General features: G+C 72.5%; 18 protein-coding genes. 11 read left to right on the top strand and 7 right to left on the bottom strand.

Annotated features, from left to right (window positions below; genetic code table 11):
• The first annotated feature begins 123 nt into the window (after window positions 1-123).
• From ACZ69I_RS17975 to ACZ69I_RS17960, 4 genes are read left to right on the top strand one after another with little or no spacing between them, the layout of a single operon-like run.
• Complete coding sequence (locus ACZ69I_RS17975; protein WP_470833124.1) at window positions 124-1,098, top strand: ABC transporter ATP-binding protein; 975 nt, start codon at window positions 124-126, stop codon at window positions 1,096-1,098.
• A complete protein-coding gene (locus tag ACZ69I_RS17970) occupies window positions 1,095-1,853 on the top strand; it encodes an ABC transporter permease (protein WP_470833123.1) in 759 nt (252 codons plus the stop codon). Before ACZ69I_RS17975 ends, ACZ69I_RS17970 begins: the two co-directional genes overlap by 4 nt.
• Entirely contained in the window at window positions 1,850-3,046 is a 1,197-nt protein-coding gene (locus ACZ69I_RS17965) for a sensor histidine kinase (protein WP_470833121.1), read from the top strand. Before ACZ69I_RS17970 ends, ACZ69I_RS17965 begins: the two co-directional genes overlap by 4 nt.
• A complete protein-coding gene (locus tag ACZ69I_RS17960; protein ID WP_470833119.1) occupies window positions 3,043-3,648 on the top strand; it encodes a response regulator transcription factor in 606 nt (201 codons plus the stop codon). The genes ACZ69I_RS17965 and ACZ69I_RS17960 overlap by 4 nt, the downstream gene beginning before the upstream one ends.
• A gap of 47 nt (window positions 3,649-3,695) precedes the next feature.
• On the opposite strand, the gene ACZ69I_RS17955 is transcribed toward ACZ69I_RS17960, so the two are convergent.
• The 3 genes from ACZ69I_RS17955 to ACZ69I_RS17945 form a co-directional block, all read right to left on the bottom strand.
• Entirely contained in the window at window positions 3,696-4,550 is an 855-nt protein-coding gene (locus ACZ69I_RS17955; RefSeq protein WP_470833117.1) for a transglutaminase family protein, read from the bottom strand.
• A 68-nt stretch (window positions 4,551-4,618) separates the two neighbouring features.
• Complete coding sequence (locus ACZ69I_RS17950; protein WP_467670943.1) at window positions 4,619-5,449, bottom strand: transglutaminase family protein; 831 nt, start codon at window positions 5,447-5,449, stop codon at window positions 4,619-4,621.
• Window positions 5,450-5,532: 83 nt separating this feature from the next.
• Window positions 5,533-6,534, bottom strand: coding sequence for a GNAT family N-acetyltransferase (locus ACZ69I_RS17945; protein WP_467670945.1), 1,002 nt, complete (start codon window positions 6,532-6,534; stop codon window positions 5,533-5,535).
• Window positions 6,535-6,677: 143 nt separating this feature from the next.
• Here ACZ69I_RS17945 and fdxA point away from each other — a divergent pair, with 143 nt between their 5' ends.
• Both fdxA and ACZ69I_RS17935 read left to right on the top strand, forming a co-directional pair.
• Window positions 6,678-6,998, top strand: a complete 321-nt coding sequence (gene fdxA / locus ACZ69I_RS17940; protein WP_030573070.1) for a ferredoxin — start codon at window positions 6,678-6,680, stop codon at window positions 6,996-6,998.
• Between the two features lie 93 nt (window positions 6,999-7,091).
• The gene (locus ACZ69I_RS17935) at window positions 7,092-8,186 is read left to right on the top strand and encodes a bifunctional succinyldiaminopimelate transaminase/glutamate-prephenate aminotransferase (RefSeq protein WP_467670948.1); all 1,095 of its coding nucleotides are present in this window, start codon (window positions 7,092-7,094) and stop codon (window positions 8,184-8,186) included.
• 67 nt (window positions 8,187-8,253) lie between these two features.
• On the opposite strand, the gene ACZ69I_RS17930 is transcribed toward ACZ69I_RS17935, so the two are convergent.
• Window positions 8,254-8,697, bottom strand: a complete 444-nt coding sequence (locus ACZ69I_RS17930) for an ATP-binding protein (RefSeq protein ID WP_467670950.1) — start codon at window positions 8,695-8,697, stop codon at window positions 8,254-8,256.
• Window positions 8,698-9,164: 467 nt separating this feature from the next.
• Here ACZ69I_RS17930 and dapE point away from each other — a divergent pair, with 467 nt between their 5' ends.
• Together dapE and ACZ69I_RS17920 are read left to right on the top strand one after the other, a co-directional pair.
• Complete coding sequence (gene dapE, locus ACZ69I_RS17925) at window positions 9,165-10,244, top strand: succinyl-diaminopimelate desuccinylase (RefSeq protein WP_467670952.1); 1,080 nt, start codon at window positions 9,165-9,167, stop codon at window positions 10,242-10,244.
• A 97-nt stretch (window positions 10,245-10,341) separates the two neighbouring features.
• Window positions 10,342-11,109, top strand: coding sequence for an LOG family protein (locus ACZ69I_RS17920; RefSeq protein WP_467670954.1), 768 nt, complete (start codon window positions 10,342-10,344; stop codon window positions 11,107-11,109).
• A gap of 63 nt (window positions 11,110-11,172) precedes the next feature.
• On the opposite strand, the gene folP is transcribed toward ACZ69I_RS17920, so the two are convergent.
• On the bottom strand, window positions 11,173-12,033 hold the full coding sequence (folP, locus tag ACZ69I_RS17915; RefSeq protein WP_470833115.1) for a dihydropteroate synthase: 861 nt from the start codon (window positions 12,031-12,033) through the stop codon (window positions 11,173-11,175).
• A gap of 125 nt (window positions 12,034-12,158) precedes the next feature.
• On the opposite strand from folP, the gene ACZ69I_RS17910 reads away from it, so the two are divergent.
• Together ACZ69I_RS17910 and ACZ69I_RS17905 are read left to right on the top strand one after the other, a co-directional pair.
• Window positions 12,159-12,542: a DivIVA domain-containing protein gene (locus tag ACZ69I_RS17910; RefSeq protein ID WP_470833113.1), complete on the top strand. Its 384-nt coding sequence runs from the start codon at window positions 12,159-12,161 to the stop codon at window positions 12,540-12,542.
• Window positions 12,539-13,150, top strand: a complete 612-nt coding sequence (locus ACZ69I_RS17905) for a DNA-3-methyladenine glycosylase I (protein WP_470833112.1) — start codon at window positions 12,539-12,541, stop codon at window positions 13,148-13,150. Before ACZ69I_RS17910 ends, ACZ69I_RS17905 begins: the two co-directional genes overlap by 4 nt.
• On the opposite strand, the gene chcB is transcribed toward ACZ69I_RS17905, so the two are convergent.
• The gene (chcB, locus tag ACZ69I_RS17900; RefSeq protein ID WP_467670962.1) at window positions 13,147-13,947 is read right to left on the bottom strand and encodes a 2-cyclohexenylcarbonyl CoA isomerase; all 801 of its coding nucleotides are present in this window, start codon (window positions 13,945-13,947) and stop codon (window positions 13,147-13,149) included. The genes ACZ69I_RS17905 and chcB overlap by 4 nt on opposite strands.
• A gap of 308 nt (window positions 13,948-14,255) precedes the next feature.
• Here chcB and ACZ69I_RS17895 point away from each other — a divergent pair, with 308 nt between their 5' ends.
• The gene (locus ACZ69I_RS17895) at window positions 14,256-14,423 is read left to right on the top strand and encodes a DUF3117 domain-containing protein (protein WP_003966491.1); all 168 of its coding nucleotides are present in this window, start codon (window positions 14,256-14,258) and stop codon (window positions 14,421-14,423) included.
• A 449-nt stretch (window positions 14,424-14,872) separates the two neighbouring features.
• Here ACZ69I_RS17895 and ACZ69I_RS17890 read toward each other — a convergent pair whose 3' ends face one another.
• A complete protein-coding gene (locus ACZ69I_RS17890) occupies window positions 14,873-15,571 on the bottom strand; it encodes an O-methyltransferase (RefSeq protein ID WP_470833164.1) in 699 nt (232 codons plus the stop codon).
• Between the last annotated feature and the right edge of the window lie 95 nt (window positions 15,572-15,666).

Here is a 15,666-nt window from a genome sequence, read left to right as displayed (position 1 = left end):
ACGGCTGGTCCTCGTACGCGTACGAGGACCAGCCGGCGCGCCCTCGGGCATGACATCTGTCATCCCGGAGACACCACATCCGGCACTGCCGCCGCCACCTGCGGTTTTGTGACGATGGTGGACATGACGACGACCACATCACCGCCCGCCGTCGCGGCCACCACGACCGCGGTGAGCTTCGAGCGGGTGACCAAGAACTACGGCGAGGTCCGGGCCGTGGACGGCCTGACCCTCGACCTCCACCCGGGCGAGACGGTGGCGCTCCTCGGCCCGAACGGCGCGGGCAAGTCCTCCACCCTCGACCTGCTCCTCGGTCTCAGGCGCCCGGACAGCGGCACGGTGCGGGTCTTCGGGGCGGCGCCCCGCGACGCGATCACCGCGGGCCGGGTCGGCGCCATGCTGCAGAGCGGCGGCCTGATGGGCGAGGTCACCGTGCGCGAACTGGTGACGCTCGCCTGCGACCTGCACCCGAGGCCGCACCGCGTCAGCGACGTGCTCGCCCACGCGGGCGTCACCCAGATCGCCGACCGCAAGGTCGACAAGCTCTCCGGCGGCCAGGAGCAGCGCGTCCGCTTCGCCCTCGCCACGGCCGGCGCCAACGACCTGATCGTGCTCGACGAGCCGACCACCGGCATGGACGTCACCGCCCGCCAGGCGTTCTGGGCGACCATGCGGGAGCAGGCGGACCAGGGCCGCGCGGTCCTGTTCGCCACGCACTACCTGGAGGAGGCCGACGCGATCGCCGACCGCGTCCTGGTCCTGCACCGCGGCCGCCTCCTCGCGGACGGCACCGCCGCCGAGATCAAGGCCAGGGCGGGCGCCCGCAAGGTCGCCTTCGACCTGCCCGACGGCGGCGCGGACGCCACCCCGGGCAGCGGCGTCGACGCCGCCCTCGCCGAGCGGCTCCGCGCCCTGCCGCACCTCACCACGCTGGACGTCTCGGGCCACACGGTCCGCCTCCAGTCGACGGACGCCGACGCCACCGTGCACGCGCTGTACGGGCTCGGCCTCTACCCCCGCAACCTCGAAGTCGCCGGGCTCGGACTCGAGCAGGCCTTCGTGGCGATCACCGAGGCCGAGGAGGCCAGGACCCGATGACGAACGCCTTCGCCTCGCGGAGTCTCATCAAGCTCGAGATCACCCGCTCCCTGCGCAATCGCAAATTCCTGTTCTTCTCCGTCATCTATCCGTCGGTGCTCTTCGTGATCATCGCGGGCAACCAGGGCGGCTCCGACAAGGTGCCCGACACGGGCCTGTCCGTCCCCGCGTTCATGATGGTCTCGATGGCGTCCTTCGGCGCCCTCACCGCCGTCCTCATGGGCAACAGCGAGCGCATCGCCAAGGAGCGCGAGAGCGGCTGGGTGCGGCAGTTGCGGCTGACGGCCCTGCCCGGCCGCGGCTACGTCCTCGCGAAGACCGCCAGCGCGGCCGTGGTGAGCCTGCCGTCCATCGTCGTGGTCTTCGCCGTCGCGGCCCTCTTCAAGGGCGTCCGCTTCGACGCCTGGCAGTGGCTGGCGCTGACCGGCGCGATCTGGGCGGGCAGCCTCTGCTTCGCGGCGCTCGGCGTGGCCATCGGCTACCTCGCGACCGGCGACGCCGTGCGCCCGATCACGATGATCATCTACTTCGGGCTCTCCATCCTCGGCGGCCTGTGGATGCCCGTGACGACGTTCCCGCACTGGCTGCGGGAGGCCGCGTCCTGGCTGCCCACCCACGCGTACGCTGCCCTCGGGCAGGCCATCGAACTGGGCGAGGCGCCGCACGCGAAGGACGTCACGCTCCTGCTCGCCTACTTCCTCCTCTTCGCGGGCGGCGCGGCGTGGCTGTACCGGAAGGACACACTGAAGGCGTGAGCGAGACAGATGCCGAAGACAACGAGCTCCACCCCGTGTACACGTTCGGGCGGCCGCCCCGGAACCGCCGTCAGTTCCTGACGAAGTCCCTCTGGATCGGTGTCTGGCTGGTCTTCCTGAGCGCCCCGGTCAAGGACCTGACGGACGGCCGTCACACGGTCCCCGCCACCGTGCTCGGCTCGCTGGGCCTCGCCGTCTTCGTGGTCTGCTACCTGACCCTCGTCTTCCGCTACACCACCAGGATCCTCCAATGGGGCGGCGTCATCGCCTCGTTCGGGCTCCTCGTGGTCCTCGCGACGGTCCTCGCCTTCAGCCTCGGGGACTCCTGGCTCGGGCTCTTCGTGTACGCCTCGGTCTCCGCGGGCGCCGTCCTGCCGATGCGGTACGCGCTCTGGGCCATCCCCTCGGTCACCCTCCTGATGATCGTGGTCGGCCTGCGCGACGACGGCCTCGGCGACCTGATCACCAACCTCGGGGTGATCACCCTCCTGGTGGGCTTCGCGATGTCCGGCGTACGCCAGTTGATCCGTACGACGATCCAGCTGCGGCAGGCCCGCGCCACCGTCGCCCAGCTCGCCGCCAACGAGGAGCGGCTGCGGCTCGCCCGCGACCTGCACGACCTGCTCGGCCACTCGCTCTCCCTGATCACGCTCAAGAGCGAGCTCGCCGGGCGGATGCTGCCCACGGATCCGGCGAAGGCCGCCCAGCAGGTCGCCGACATCGAACAGGTCAGCCGCCAGGCCCTGGTGGACGTCAGGGAGGCGGTCTCGGGCTATCGGCGGCGCACCCTCGCGGGCGAGCTCGCGGGCGCGCGCACCGCCCTGGCCGCCGCGGGCATCGACGCCGACGTCCCGCTGGAGCCGCCCGCCGAACTGCCGGGCGAGGAGGCGGAGGCGGCGCTGGCCTGGGCGCTGCGGGAGGCCGTGACCAATATCGTGCGGCACAGCGGGGCGGGGCGCTGCACGGTGGCGTTCACGGCGCGCCAGACGCTCGCGGGCCCGCTCCTCGAACTCACCGTGGAGGACGACGGGGCGGGCGGCTCCGGCGCCGGCGCGGGCAACGGCCTGACGGGTCTCGCGGAGCGCGTGGCGGCGGTCGGCGGGGACATGGAGGCGGGCCCGGGGGCCCGCCGCGGCTTCCGGCTCGCGGCCCGCGTGCCGCTGGCGAACGCCGCCGTAGGATCCCCTTCATGATCAGGATTCTGCTGGCGGAGGACCAGGCGATGGTCCGCGAGGCCCTCGCGGCGCTGCTCGGCCTGGAGCCGGACATCGAGGTCGTCGCCCAGGTGTCCCGCGGCGACGAGGTGCTCGCGGCGGCGCGCGAGCACGCTGTGGACGTGGCGCTGCTCGACATCGAGATGCCCGGGCTGACGGGCATCGAGGCGGCCGGGCAACTGCACGACGCCTTCCCGGAGTTGAAGCTGATCGTGCTCACCACCTTCGGCCGCCCCGGCTATCTGCGCAGCGCCATGGAGGCCGGCGCCGACGCGTTCCTGGTCAAGGACGCCCCCGCGGCCCAGCTCGCCGCGGCGGTGCGCAAGGTGCTCGCGGGGGAGCGGGTCATCGACCCCACGCTGGCGGCCGCGGCCCTCGCGGGGGGCGCGAACCCGCTGACGGACCGCGAGCGCGAGGTGCTGCGCGCGGCGGCCGACGGCGCCACCAACGCCGAACTCGCCGCGCTCCTGCACCTCTCCCAGGGCACGGTCCGCAACTACCTCTCGACGGCGATCCAGAAGCTCGCGGTCCGCAACCGCGCGGAGGCGGTCAGGACGGCCAGGGACAAGGGCTGGCTCTGAGGGCCCGCCCGTCAGTGCGGCCCCGCCCGCCGGTGCGGCCCCGCCCGTCAGTTCAGCATCGCCCGTGCCCCGGACGCCTGCCACCGCGCCCGGTCGGCCGTCGCCGGGTCCCGCTCGGCGACGTCGTCGGCGTAGGAGTCGAGCGCGCGGGCGCCCAGGGCGAAGTCCCCCCTCTGTACGAGGAGTTGCGCGCGCTCGTAGGCCAGGCGGGGCGGTGGGGCCGGGAGCAGCAGGGCGAGTTCGACGGCCCAGAGCGCCACGTCGGTGCGTTCGGGCCGGGCGGCGGCCCAGGCGCGGATGTTGTCGAGGACGCGCCCCACGACGTCCAGCGGGGCGGCCGGGCAGAGCATCGACGGCGCCAACGGGCCGCCCGTGGCGGCCGCGACGAGGAGTTCCACGTCCGTGCGGGTGAGCAGCCGGCCGCCGTCGAAGGGGTCGGCGAGCACCTGCTCGTCGCGGGGCCCGAAGCCGACGACGAAGTGCCCGGGCAGCGCCACCCCGTGGACGGCCGCGCCCGCGCGCCGGGCCACTTCCATCCAGACGACGGAGAGCAGGATCGGCAGGCCTCTGCGACGGCGCAGGACCTGGTGCAGGAGCGAGGAGTCGAGACGCTGGTAGTCGCCCGGTCTGCCCCTGAATCCGCAGCGCCCGCCGAGGAGTTCGGCGAGCGCCGCGGCCCAGGACCGCGGGTCGTCGGCGCACCGCTGCCGGTGGCCGCGCACGGCCTGCTCCGCGAGCCGGTCGAGCAGGCGCCGCGCGGTGGCGATGCCCGTCCCGTCGAGCGAGGGGTCCGCCTCGGCGCCGATCAGCAGGCACAGGAGCGCCAGGTCGGGCCGCGGGGACTCGGCCTCGGCGGCGAACAGCCGCCGCCGCTCGGTGGTTCCGGGGGGTAGGGGGTGCATACGTCCCTCGTGCCCCCTCGCGCCGATCGATACGTCGCCGGGGCCCGGCGCGCCCGCTCCCGCCGCCGTCAGTTCAGCATCGCCCGCGCGGCCCGCGCCTGCTCGCGCACCCGGTCCGCCGTGGTCGGCTCGACGGTCGAGACGACGTCCGCGTACGCGTCGAGCTCCTTCGCGCCGCCGAGGAAATCCCCTCGCTGTACGAGGAGTTGGGCCCTCTCGTAGCGCAGGCGGGCCGGATGGGCGGGCAGCAGGAGCGAGAGTTCGAGGGCCCAGAGCGCGACCTCGGAACGCTCGGGGCGGGCGGCGGCCCAGGCGCGGATGTTGTTGAGGATGCGCTGCACGATGTTGAGCGGGTCGGCAGGCGTCAGCATCGAGGGCGGAATGCCCGTGCCCGCCGTCCCGGCGACGAGGAGCTCCGCGTCGGCGCCGGTGAGCAGTCGGCCGCCGTCGAAGGGGTCGGCGAGCACCTGCTCGTCGCGGGGCCCGAAGCCGACGACGAAGTGCCCGGGCAGCGCCACCCCGTAGACGGGCGCGCCCGCGCGCCGGGCGACCTCCATCCAGACGACGGAGAGCAGGATCGGCAGGCCCCTGCGGCGCCGCAGGACCTGGTGCAGGAGCGAGGAGTCAAGACGCTGGTAATCACCCGGCGTCCCCTCGAACCCGCACTGCTCGCCGAGGAGTTGGGCCATCGCCTCGGCCCACGCGCGCGGTCCGCCGGGCCGGTACGGCAGCAGCCCCGCGAGCCGGTCGAGCTCGATCTCGGCGGCGTCGATGCCCGCCTCGTCGAGCGAGGGGTCCGCCTCGGTGCCGATCAGCAGGCACAGCGGCGCGAGACCGGGCCGTTCCGACCGCGCCTCTTCGGCGAACCGCCGTCGCCATTCGCCGGACTCCGCGTGCATACGTGCCTCGTGTCTGCCCTCGCCGGGCGCTGTCTCCGTGCCGTGCTCTGCTCTGCCGTGCTCCGCCGGGCCGCCGTGCCCGCTCAGGCAGGGCCGTACCGGTAGTGGTGATAGGCGTGATGCGCGGTGAAACCCATCCCGCCGTACAGTGCCCGCGCGCCGTCGTTGGCGGCCTCGACCTGCAGCCAGGCCGCCGAAGCGCCCTCGGCCAGGGCCTGCCGGGACAGCGCGGCCATCACCGCGGTGGCGAGCCCCTGGCGCCGGTGTGCCGGGTCCACCTCGACCGCCATGAACCCCGCCCAGCGACCGTCCACCACGCACCGCCCGATCGCGGCCGGGGCGTCACCGCTCCCGGGCACGGAAGCGAACCATACCGACGGCCCGCTCGCCAGCACCTTGAACACATGGGGTCCGGGTACCCCGAAACGCTGGTACCGCCGCAGCCACGCGTCGTCGAAGGAACGGGACAGCTCCACCCGCTCCACGTCCGCCGTCAGGTCACCGACCGGGGCGAGCCCGCCGATGTGGAGCTCCGCGCTCACCTCGCGCTCCCAGCCGCGCTCCTCCAGGCCGGCGCAGAGCAACTCCTGCGCGCCCTCGGCGCCGGTCGCGGTCTGCACGTACGGGGGCAGCCCGCGGGCCGCGTACCACGCGCGCACGGCCGAAAGCGCCTCGTCCAGCGGCCGGCCGGGATCGCCCAGGGGCAGCGCGGAGTTGGCCCGCCGCGTGAACCCGGCGGCCGCCCGCAGCTTCCACTCGCCGAGCCGCTCGCTCTCCACGGGCTGCCAGGCCCGCGCGGAGACCCGGGCCAGCTCCTCGTAGGAGGCGGCGGGTCCGCGCCTGCGGGCGGGCGCGGGCGGCACGACCTTGCCGGCGACCAGGGCGCTGTCCGGAATCCGGACGCTCTCGCCGTTCCGTCGTGTGATGAGCATTACACCGTCGTTCCACGATGCGAGAACGCCCACCGTGTCGGTGAACTTCTCGCCCGGCGCCAAAGCGTCGCTCAAGCGTCGAACGGAGACTCTTTTGCCCACGTCAGCAGGGGTGATGCGGACCTCGAGACGTCCGCCGGCGGTGAATTCCACAGCTCTGTGAGCCCCTCCTGTTCGGATCATGCCTGGGAACGGAGATACTAGGGGTGGGCATCGACGACGCCGCGCTCCCGCGCGCCAGGCGAGCGGAGCCTGAGGACGGCCCGCCAACGCCCGTATCGAGGAGGAACGACAGCGTGACCTACGTCATCGCGCAGCCTTGTGTCGACGTCAAGGACAAGGCGTGCATCGAGGAGTGCCCGGTCGACTGCATTTACGAGGGCTCCCGGTCCTTGTACATCCACCCGGACGAATGCGTCGACTGTGGAGCCTGCGAACCGGTCTGCCCGGTCGAGGCGATCTTCTACGAGGACGACACTCCTGAGGAGTGGAAGGACTACTACAAGGCGAACGTCGAGTTCTTCGACGAGCTCGGTTCGCCCGGTGGCGCGAGCAAGCTCGGTCTGATCGAGCGCGACCACGCCTTCATCGCCGCCCTGCCGCCGCAGAACCAGTAACGGCAGCCCGCGCGTCGCCCCGGTCCCGTACGGCATCCCGCCGCACGGGGCCGAGGCATTTGTATCGACCAGTACCAGTACGGGAGTCATCACGTGTCCGCAGTCTCCGACCGGCTTCCCACCTTCCCCTGGGACAAGCTCGAGCCGTACAGGGCCACGGCGGCCGCCCACCCCGGCGGCATCGTCGACCTGTCGGTGGGCACCCCGGTGGACCCGGTGCCCGAGCTGATCCAGAAAGCGCTGATCGCGGCGGCGGACTCGCCCGGGTATCCGACGGTGTGGGGCACGGCGGAGCTGCGCGACGCGATCACCGGCTGGTGCGCACGGCGGCTCGGCGCCCGGGGCGTCACGCACCGGAACGTGCTGCCGATCGTCGGCTCCAAGGAACTGGTGGCCTGGCTCCCGACGCAGCTGGGCCTGGGCCCGGGTGACGTCGTCGCCTACCCCCGCCTGGCCTACCCGACGTACGAGGTGGGCGCGCGCCTGGCCCGCGCCGAGTACGTCTCCTACGACGACCCGACCGAGCTCGACCCCACGAACCTCAGGCTCCTCTGGCTCAACTCGCCCTCGAACCCCACCGGTCGCGTCCTGTCCAAGGACGAGCTGACCCGCACCGTCGCCTGGGCCCGCGAGCACGGCGTGCTCCTCGTCAGCGACGAGTGCTACCTGGAGCTCGGCTGGGAGGCGGAGCCGGTCTCGGTCCTCCACCCGGACGTGTGCGGCGGTTCGTACGAGGGGATCGTCGCCGTCCACTCGCTCTCCAAGCGGTCCAACCTGGCGGGCTACCGCGCGGCGTTCCTCGCCGGTGACGCGGCGGTGCTCGGGGAGCTGCTGCAGATCCGCAAGCACGGCGGCATGATGACCTCCGCGCCGACCCAGGCGGCCGTCGTGGCGGCGCTCGGCGACGACCAGCACGTGCGCGAGCAGCGCGAGCGGTACGCGGCCCGGCGCACGGCCCTGCGCGACGCGCTCCTGAAGCACGGCTTCCGCATCGAGCACAGCGAGGCGAGCCTGTACCTGTGGGCCACCCGCGACGAGTCCTGCTGGGACACCGTCGGGCACCTCGCGGACCTCGGCGTCCTGGTGGCCCCCGGCGACTTCTACGGTCCGGCGGGCGACCGCTTCGTACGGGTCGCGCTGACGGCGACGGACGAGCGGGTCGCGGCGGCGGTCGAGCGCCTGGCGTGACCCGTCCGTGAGCACGCGAAGGGCCCGGAGCCAGTGGCTCCGGGCCCTTCGCGCGGGTGGCGGGCGATCAGCCGAGCGGCAGGCTCTGCACCGGCAGCTGGTCGGTGGGCAGGCCGCCCTCGGTCAGCGAGTCGGTGGGCAGGCCGCCCTTCGTGGCCGTGTCGGCGGTGTCGCCGAGGGTCTTGCCCGCGCTGCCCGCGACGTCACCGGCGGCCTGCTGGGCGGCGGGGGTGGCCGTCTTGCCGGCCCTGCCGACGGCCTTGCCGGCCGCGGGAACCGTCTGCTTCACGGCCTTGCTGCCGGTCTCGCCGGCGATGTTGGTGACGTTCTGAGCCGCACCGTCGACGGCGTCACCGAGGCCCGCGCCGTCCAGGGCGCTCACTCCGCCCAGGTCGGGGCCGGCCGGCAGGCCGACGGCGCTCGCGGAGCCGGCCGCACCGACCACGGAAGCTGCGCCCGCTGCGCTGAGCAGCGCGGCACGGGCGATCCGGCGGGTCAGGGGGAGGGACATGATGCTCCTTCAGACGGGAGAGAACTTGAGGGTGTCCGACCGGATCGGCTCCGGTATCCCGCCGGACGGCTTCCGGCGATCGGACGCAGTGACTACCGCTCGAAGGCCGCGAAGGTTGCGGTGCGTCAACGTAAAGAGTTGGCAATGCGTCGCATAATCGGCTGCGGATAAAGGCGGGCAAAGGGGCGGAGGGCCGATTGCCCGAGGAATCCATAATCCCCGGAGTTCTCAAGGGTTTTGAGGGCCGTGCGGGAGGGGTACGGATGGGCGTGCGCGGTGTCGTCCCACCGTGTTCGGCGCGCCCCGATCGAGTGACGTCCCGTACTCCTGTAGTGGTCGACGTTCCTACTCGCCGGTGACGACGCGGACCGCGCCCGCGCCGACGGAGGGTGGGGCGCTCAAGCACGCGTCCCACGTACGGAGCCCGCCGACCGGTCGGCGCGTCGTCCGGCGCTAGGGTCGTCCGCATGCCTCACACACCGCTTGACCTCACGCTCGACGCCGCGGAGCTGACCGCGCGCCTGGTCGACTTCCCGTCCCCGAGCGGCGAGGAGGAGGCGCTCGCCGACGCCATCGAGACGGCCCTGCGCGCCCTGCCGCACCTCACGGTCGACCGGCACGGCAACAACGTCGTGGCCCGGACGAACCTCGGCCGCGCGGAGCGGGTCATCCTCGCCGGACACATCGACACGGTGCCGATCGCGGACAACGTCCCCTCGCGTCTCGACGAGGACGGCGTGCTGTGGGGCTGCGGCACCTGCGACATGAAGTCGGGCGTCGCGGTCCAGCTGCGCATCGCGCAGACGGTGACCGAGCCCAACCGCGACCTCACCTTCGTCTTCTACGACAACGAAGAGGTGGCCGCGCACCTCAACGGCCTCGGCCATGTCGCCGAGGCCCACCCGGACTGGCTGGCGGGCGACTTCGCGGTCCTCCTCGAACCGACCGACGGCCAGGTCGAGGGCGGCTGCCAGGGCACCCTGCGCGTCCTGCTGAAGACCAGGGGCGTACGGGCGCACTCCGCGCGCGCGTGGATGGGCTCCAACGCCATCCACGCGGCCACCCCGATCCTCGCGAAGCTCGCCGCCTACGAGCCGCGCAAGCCGGTGGTGGAGGGCCTGGAGTTCCACGAGGGCCTCAACGCCGTCCGCATCGAGGGCGGCGTCGCCACCAACGTCATCCCCGACGAGTGCACCGTCACCGTCAACTTCCGCTACGCCCCCGACCGCAGCGAGGAGGAGGCCCTCGCCTTCGTGCGCGACTACTTCGCGGACTGCGGGGTCGACGAGTTCGTCGTCGACGACCACACGGGCGCGGCCCGCCCCGGCCTCACCCACCCGGCCGCCGCCGCGTTCATGGCCGCCGTCGGCGGCGAGGCGCGCCCCAAGTTCGGCTGGACGGACGTCTCCCGCTTCAGCGCCCTCGGCGTGCCCGCGGTGAACTACAGCCCCGGCAACCCGCTGCTCGCGCACAAGATCGACGAGCGGGTCGAGGCGTCGCTGATCCCGGTGGCGGAGGAGAGGCTGCGGGCCTGGCTGACGGCGTAGGCGCAGGAGGCTCCTGGTACCGGACATCCCGAGGTCCCTCTGCCGTAACCCGCGTAGATCTACGCTGTCAGTCACGTACGCATGGAGGGAGCAGACGATGAGCCATCCCAACGACGGTGCCGCCCGCGCTGCCAGGAAGGGTCCCGAGGAGCAGCGGCTGGGCCCGGTGCTGCGCCGGCGGGACAAGGTGCAGGCGGGAACGACCGATCAGCGTCTCCTCGACTCCGACGGCCCTTCGGAGTGGGTGCACACGGACCCCTGGAGAGTCCTGCGCATCCAGTCCGAGTTCATCGAGGGCTTCGGCACCCTCGCCGAACTCCCGCCCGCGATCAGCGTGTTCGGCTCGGCCCGCACGGGGGAGGGCTCGCCGGAGTACGCGGCGGGCGTCGAGATCGGCAAGGCGCTCGTGGAGGCGGGCTTCGCGGTGATCACGGGCGGCGGCCCCGGCGCGATGCAGGCCGCCAACCAGGGCGCCGTCGAGGCGAAGGGCACCTCCGTGGGCCTCGGCATCGAGCTGCCCTTCGAGCAGGGCCTCAACCCCTACGTCGACATCGGCGTCAACTTCCGCTACTTCTTCGTCCGCAAGACGATGTTCGTGAAGTACGCGCAGGGCTTCGTGGTCCTGCCCGGCGGCCTCGGCACCCTGGACGAGCTCTTCGAAGCGCTCACGCTGGTGCAGACCCGCAAGGTCACGCGGTTCCCGATCGTGCTGTTCGGCTCCGCGTACTGGGGCGGCCTCGTCGACTGGCTGAAGAACACGGTCATCGCCCAGGGCAAGGCCTCCGAGGCCGACCTGCTCCTCTTCCACGTCACGGACGACGTGGAGGAGGCCATCTCCCTGGTGACGAAGGAAGTCGGGAAGTAGTACCCCGGTAGGGGACACGCGAGTCCCCGGCGGGAGACCGGGGAAAGTAGTACCCGGTAGGGGTCACGCGAGTCCCCGGCGGGCGACCGCCGGGGGCCGGTGTCCCGCGATCGTCGCGACCATGTCCAGCACCTGCTTCGTCTCCGCGACCTCGTGGACCCGGTAGACCTGCGAGCCCAGCCACGCCGAGACGGCCGTCGTGGCGAGCGTGCCGATGACGCGCTCCTTGACCGGCTTGTCGAGCGTCTCGCCCACGAAGTCCTTGTTGGACAGGGAGACCAGGACCGGCCAGCCCGTCTCGACCATCTCGCCGAGCCTGCGGGTGGCCTCCAGGCTGTGCCGGGTGCTCTTGCCGAAGTCGTGCCCCGGGTCGATCATCACGGACTCCCGCGGCACCCCCAGCTCCACCGCGCGCTCGGCCAGCCCGACCGTCACGCGCAGGATGTCGGCCATCACGTCGTCGTACGTGACCCGGTGCGGCCTGGTGCGCGGCTCGGCGCCGCCCGCGTGCGTGCAGACCAGGCCCACCCGGTACCGCGCGGCGACCTCCGCGAGTTTCGGGTCGACGCCGCCCCAGGCGTCGTTGAGCAGATCGGCGCCCGCCTCGCAGACCGCCTCGCCGACGTCGTGCCGCCAGGTGTCGACGCTGATCACCACGTCGGGGAACCGCTTGCGCACCTCGGCGACGAAGCCGACCGTACGGCGCGCCTCCTCCTGCGCGGTCACCTCCTCGCCGGGGCCCGCCTTCACCCCGCCGATGTCGATGATGGCGGCGCCCTCCGCCACGGCCTGCTCCACCCGCGCGAGCGCCGGCTCGTCGCGGAACGTGGCGCCCTGGTCGTAGAAGGAGTCCGGGGTCCGGTTGACGATCGCCATGATCACCGGCTCGTGCGCGTCGAACTCGCGCCTGCCAAGCCTGAGCATCCCCTGCGGCCCTCCTGGGTCCTAGTCGCGGTGCGGCCGCCTGCGACCTTAACTGTCACAGCCGCATGGCACGATCGGACCCTGACAGTTTGAGCACGGGCAGTCGAGCGTGGGGGCCTGAAGAGATGGTCTTGTTCTTGTTCCTGGTCATCGCCCTCGTCGTGGTGGTCGGCGCGGTGTCCCTCGCCGTGATCGGCGGTGGCGAGAGCGGCGCGCTCGCCGACGTCGCGCCCGAGCAGCTCACCGACCCACTGCCCCCGGACCGGCCGCTGCGCCGCGCCGACGTCGACGCGGTGCGCTTCCCGATGACGCTGCGCGGCTACCACATGGACGAGGTCGACGACGTGCTCAGCCGCCTCGGCGCCGAACTGGCCGAGCGGGACGCGCGCATCGCCGAGCTGGAGGCGGCCCTGGCGGGCGCGCAGGCCACCGCGGTCGCGGGCCCCGACCTCTTCGAGGGGTACGAACCGCGCAAGACCACCGAGGACACGAAGGGCGACGACCAGTGAGCACCGAGAGCGGCGCTGTCGCGGGCCCGGACGGCGGACTCCGCTGCCCGTGGGGCCTGTCCACCGCGGACTACGTGGCGTACCACGACGACGAGTGGGGCCGCCCGGTCCACGGCGACGACGCGCTGTACGAGCGGCTCTGCCTGGAGGCCTTCCAGTCCGGCCTCTCCTGGATCACGATCCTGCGCCGCCGCGAGGGCTTCCGTGCCGCCTTCGCCGACTTCAAGATCTCCACGGTCGCCGGGTTCACCGACGAGGACCGCGAGCGGCTCCTCGCCGACCCGGGGATCATCCGCAACCGCGCCAAGATCGACGCGACCCTCGCGAACGCGCGCGTGCTCGCCGACTGGCCGGAGGGCGAACTGGACGAGCTGATCTGGTCGTTCGCGCCCGACCCCGCGACCCGCCCGGCCCCGCGGACCCTCGCCGACGTGCCCGCGATCACCGACGAGTCCACGGCCCTCTCCAAGGCCCTCAAGAAGCGCGGCATCCGCTTCGTCGGCCCCACCACGGCGTATGCCCTGATGCAGGCCTGCGGCCTCGTGGACGACCACCTCGCGGACTGCGTGGCCCGCGAGGCCGTCCCCGGTCCGGACGAAAGGCCCTAGCGTCCGAGGTACTTCGGCTTCTCCTTGGCGATGAAGGCCTGCACAGCGATCGTGTGGTCCTCGGACGCGCCCGCCCTGCTCTGCAGCTCGTCCTCCTTGTCCAGCGCCTCGTCCAGGGAGTGGCCCGCCGCGTAGGCGAGGGACTCCTTGAGCGCCGCGTAGGCGAGGGTGGGGCCGTCCGCGAGGGCGCGGGCCACCCGCGCCGCCTCGGCGGCGAGGTCGGCGGCGGGCACGATCTTGTTGGCGATGCCCAGCTCGTACGCCTCCTGCGCGGAGATGTTGCGCGGGAAGAGCAGCAGGTCGGCCGCGCGACCGGGGCCGATCACCCGCGGCAGCGTCCAGGAGACGCCCGAGTCGGCGGTCAGCGCGACGCCGGCGAACGAGGTGTTGAACTTCGCCGTGTCCGCGACCACGCGGTAGTCGGCGGCGAGCGCGAAGCCGAGGCCGGCCCCCGCCGCGGCGCCGTTGACGCCCGCCACGACCGGCTTCGGCATGCTCGTCAGCGCCCGCACGATGGGGTTGTAGTGCTCCCTGACCGTGCTCATCGTCTGCCCGGTGCCCGCCTCGCGGTCCGCCGCGAGCGAGCCGATGTGCTCCTTGAGGTCCTGCCCCACGCAGAAGGCGCGCCCGGTCGCGGTGAGCAGTACGGCGCGCACGGCCTCGTCCGCGGCGGCCGCCAGTGCGGCCTCCCGCAGGCCGACCTTCGCCTCGGTGTTCATGGCGTTCATGGCCTCGGGACGGTTGATCGTGATCGTCGCGAGTCCGTCGCTCACCTCGTAGAGCACGCTGTCGGCCATGGTGTTCCCCTCCGCTGGTCCAGTACGTAGGAACTCAGCATGACGGAGATCATCGGGGTCCGGCATGAGGGCGGATATGTGACCTGCGTCTAACAATTCCGGGCCTGTGAGGCGTATGGGGCGGCGAAGTATCGCAGCCACATCGCCGAATTGAGTGGTTTTGCGGGCGCGCGTTGCGCACTCGATGCCGACCGATGTTGGTCATCGGGTCCTGCCATGCGGGATAATGGCCTGGAAGCAATGTGTTCGATGCCGGTGACACCTGGGTTGTCGGCTGCGATGAGCTGGTTTCAGGAAGGGGAACGAGCATGGCGGCCATGAAGCCGCGGACGGGCGACGGCCCGCTCGAGGTGACCAAGGAGGGGCGGGGCATCGTCATGCGCGTTCCGCTCGAAGGCGGCGGACGACTTGTCGTCGAACTGACTCCGGACGAGGCCGACGCGCTCGGCGACGCTCTGAAGAAGGTCGTCGGCTGACGCGGAAGCGCCCACACTTCCCCCTGCCCCGGCATCGCACGACGAGCCGGGGCAGGGGTGTGTCCGGGCCCAGGGGCTTCCCGCAGGGGCGTGGGGGAACGGCGCGACCGGCGGCTGGTCGACGAGGGGCGGGTTTCGTTCAGGGGCGCGGGGAACGGCGCGAGCAACCAGGGACGGCGGTCGGTCGACGACGGACGGGGCGTCGTTTAGGGGCGCGGGGAACGGCGCGAGCAACCAGGGACGGCGGTCGGTCGACGACGGACGGGGTCCGTTCAGGGGCGCGGGGAACGGCGCGAGCAACCAGGGACGGCCGTCGGACGACAACGGTCGGGGGTCCTACAGGGGCGCGGGGAACTGCGCGACCAGCCACGACTCACCCGCAGAAGACGAGACCACGCCCCCCGCCCCCCAACCCCCCGCACCCCGAAACCGCCCAAGCCAGCACAGCGCTACCGTTTGACGGCGCACAGCAACCCGTCCCCCACCGGCAGCAAAGACGGAACAAGGTCCGGACTCTCCCGCACCGCCCGCAACAGCTCCCGCAGATGCAGCACCTCGACCGGCTGAGGCCCCGAGTCCACCGTCCTGCCGTCCGCGAAGACGCCCTCGAAGCAGACGAGCCCACCGGGCCGCAGCAGGCGCAACGATTCAGCGAGGTACTCGAGGGACTCCAGCCGGTCGCCGTCGCAGAACACGAGGTCGTACCCGCCGTCGGCGAGCCGCGGCAGGACATCGAGGGCGCGCCCCGGAATGAACCGCGCCCGGTTCCCCGCGAAGCCCGCCGCGCGGAAGGCCTGCCTGGCGAACTGCTGCCGCTCCGGCTCGGGATCGACGGTGGTCAGGACGCCGTCGGGCCGCATCCCGTGCAGGAGGTGGATCCCCGACACCCCCGTGCCCGTACCGATTTCGGCCACCGCTTTCGCGTCAGCCGTGGCGGCCAGCATGCGCAGCGCGGCGCCGGTGCCGGGCGACACCGAGGGCAGGCCTGCCTCCCGGGCCCGGTCCCGGGCCCAGCGCACCGTCTCGTCCTCGGCGACAAAGGCGTCGGCGAACGCCCAGCTCGTCTGCCGGTTGCCGGTAATGGCCCTCTCCTGTCCCCGTGGTTGCCTGGCCGTGACTGTATCCGTTGGGGGCGGGAACCCGCAGATGGGACCGGGCGTTATTAGGGGGTGGGAGAACAGCGGGGGTGGACGGATGGATCAAGACCGGAAGCGGGCGGCTCGAAGCGGCAGGACACCTGCTG

This window comes from Streptomyces sp. NPDC036815, assembly GCF_055609205.1.
The sequence above is the reverse complement of the archived record's forward strand: the minus strand, read 5'-3'. Positions and strand labels throughout refer to the sequence as shown.